The organism is Pseudomonas sp. 18.1.10 (assembly GCF_024655625.1).
Classification (GTDB): domain Bacteria; phylum Pseudomonadota; class Gammaproteobacteria; order Pseudomonadales; family Pseudomonadaceae; genus Aquipseudomonas.
The window spans coordinates 1-2,910 of sequence record NZ_JANLGL010000388.1 but is presented as its reverse complement, the minus strand read 5'-3'; the positions used below and the strand labels follow the sequence as shown (position 1 = coordinate 2,910).

2 protein-coding genes are annotated in these 2,910 nt (G+C 61.1%); one reads left to right on the top strand and one right to left on the bottom strand.

Going from position 1 to position 2,910, the window contains the following annotated elements; genetic code table 11:
- Window positions 1-110: 110 nt before the first annotated feature.
- The gene (locus NUV89_RS28965; protein ID WP_124525326.1) at window positions 111-962 is read right to left on the bottom strand and encodes a glycine betaine ABC transporter substrate-binding protein; all 852 of its coding nucleotides are present in this window, start codon (window positions 960-962) and stop codon (window positions 111-113) included.
- 332 nt (window positions 963-1,294) lie between these two features.
- On the opposite strand from NUV89_RS28965, the gene NUV89_RS28960 reads away from it, so the two are divergent.
- The gene (locus NUV89_RS28960; protein ID WP_257784014.1) at window positions 1,295-2,848 is read left to right on the top strand and encodes a glycosyl hydrolase family 17 protein; all 1,554 of its coding nucleotides are present in this window, start codon (window positions 1,295-1,297) and stop codon (window positions 2,846-2,848) included.
- Window positions 2,849-2,910 lie beyond the last annotated feature (62 nt).

Below are 2,910 nucleotides of genomic sequence, written 5' to 3'. Positions count from 1 at the left end.
GGCAGCGTGTCAGTCAATACATCTGGTGACTGAACCACCGTATTCGCGAGCAAGCCCGCTCCCACACAAGCCCCGCTCCCACATTAGGTTTGTGGCGTGCTTGCTACAGGTTATTTACCGATCCACTCGGCCACACGCTCAGGGTGCTTGGCCACCCAATCCTTGGCCGCCGCATCCGGCTTGGCGCCCTCTTGAATAGCCAGCATGACTTCGCCGATTTCATCCTTGGAGGCCCACTGGAATTTCTTCAGGAAGGCCGCGACTTCCGGCGCTTTCTTCTCCAGGCCCTTGCTGCCGATGCTGTTGACGGTTTCAGCCGCGCCATACACGCCTTTTGGATCTTCCAGGAAACGCAGTTTCCACTTGGCAAACATCCAGTGCGGCACCCAACCGGTGACCGCAATGGATTCCTGCTTGTCTTCGGCGCGGGTCAGTTCGGCGATCATCGCTGCGCCCGAACTGGCTTGCAGTTTGTAGTCGAGGCCGTACTGCTTGATGGCTTCGTCGGTCTTGAGCATCACGCCTGAACCGGCGTCGATGCCGACGATTTTGTTCTTGAAGGTGGTGTCGGTCTTGAGGTCTTCGATGGATTTGGCTTTCACGTACTCCGGCACGATCAGGCCGATTTTCGCATCCTTGAAGTTAGGGCCGTAGTCGACCACCTTGTCCTTGTTCTTGGTCCAGTATTCACCGTGGGTTACCGGCAACCAGGCAGACAGCATGGCGTCGAGTTTACCGGTGGCCACGCCTTGCCACATGATCCCGGTGGCGACTGCTTGCAGTTTCACGTCATAACCGAGCTTGGCCTTGATAACCTCTGCCGCCACGTGCGTGGTGGCAACGCTGTCGGACCAGCCGTCCACGTAGCCGATGCTCAGGGTTTTGCTGTCGGCGCTGGCCAGTGTGGAGCTCATCGCAACTACCAGAGTGGCAGCTGCGCCCAAGAGTCGTCGCATCTTCATCGTACTTCCCCGAAAGTGCTGCGCCCGACGGATGCCGAGCGACGTCAACCTGTTGTTATGTGGTGCGCCGCGCCCCCTTCACGCGCATCGATCCGGCTGCTGCGGCATCAGTGGAGTGCTGACACTTCGATCATCAACCCGCAAGGAGTTGGAACCTGCTCTGTCAGCGACCTCACCCGAGCAAGAAACGACATCACAACGCCAGCAGGACGCCTTGTAGGATTTGGCGTCAAAATCCCGCCCGAACTTTGCATGTCAAAATCATGCAGCCCCACTGGGATGGGACAAATCCGGGTAAGATGCGCGCCTTTGCTCCCCCAGATAAGCCGACCATGCCCGCGACTGCCCGCTTTCCTGCCCTGCCCTATTTCTTCGCCTTGATCCTTGGCCTGCTGGCCCTGGTCGGTTACTGGTACGGCCTCGGCCGGCCGGTGGTGCTGCCCGACGTCGCCAGTGCATCGCACAAGATGCAGTGCGCGTCCTACACACCTTTCGATAAAGACCAATCGCCGTTCGACCAGCCGCTCAAACTGCGCCCGGAGCGCATGGACGCGGACCTGGCTCTGCTGGCGACCCGCTTTGAGTGCGTGCGCACCTACACCATGGTCGGCCTGGAAGCTTTGCCGGACATGGCGCGCAAGCATGGCTTGAAGGTGATGGCCGGTGCCTGGGTCAGCAGTGACCCGGTGGCCACCGAAAAGGAAATCAACGAGCTGATCGCCTCCGCCAACGCCCATCCGGATGTCATCACGTCGGTGATCGTCGGCAACGAAGCGTTGCTGCGCAAGGAAGTCACGGCTACGCAGTTGGTGAAGCTGATCCAGACGGTCAAAAGCCAGATCAAGCAACCGGTGACCTACGCCGACGTGTGGGAATTCTGGCTGCAACACCCGGAAATCGCCCCGGCCGTGGACTTCCTGACCATCCACTTGCTGCCGTACTGGGAAGATGACCCGTCCGGCATCGACCAGGCGCTCAAGCATGTGGGCGATGTGCGCCAGACCTTCGGCACCAAATTCGCGCCCAAGGACATCTTGATCGGTGAAACCGGCTGGCCCAGCGAAGGCCGCCAGCGTGAAACCGCGGTGCCCAGCCGCGTAAACGAAGCCAAGTTCATGCGCGGCTTCGTGGCCATGGCCGAAGCCAATGGCTGGCACTACAACCTGATCGAAGCCTTTGACCAGCCGTGGAAACGCGCCAGTGAAGGCGCCGTGGGCGGCTATTGGGGCCTGTTCGACGCGGACCGCCAGGACAAGGGCATCCTCGCCGGGCCGGTGACCAATGTGCCGTACTGGCCGTTGTGGCTGGGTGTAGGTGGATTGATCCTGCTGGGCACCTTGGCGCTGGGTGGCCGTGTACGCAGCCCCCGTGCCGCGCTGGCCTTGCCGCTGCTGGGCGCGGTGGCGGCCTGCTCCATCGGCAGCTGGGCAGAACTGACCCGCATTACTGCACGCTTCAATGATGAATGGGTGTGGGCAGGTTTGCTGCTGGTGCTGAACCTGTTGGTGCTGGCCCATGCCGCCCTGGCCTTGAGTGCTCGCGAAGGCTGGCGTGAGCGGGCGTTCAACTGGCTGGAGCAACGTGCTGGCTGGTTGATGGCGATTGCCGGGTTTGCCGGAGCAGTGATGATGTTGGCGTTGGTGTTCGAACCGCGCTATCGCAGCTTCCCGAGTGCGGCACTGGTGTTGCCGGCGTTGGTTTACCTGGTTCGTCCAGTCACTGGCCCGCGCCGGGAGATTGCCTTGCTGGCGTTTATCATCGGTGCCGGCGTGGCGCCGCAGTTGTACCGTGAGGGCTTGTTGAATCAGCAGGCTTGGGGCTGGGCACTGGTCAGCATGTTGATGGTTGGGGCTTTGTGGCGGTGCTTGCGGGTGCGCAAGGCTTAAGACCGCTTTCGCGAGCAAGCCCGCTCCCACACTTGACCGAGTTCCAACATGAGAATGCGGTC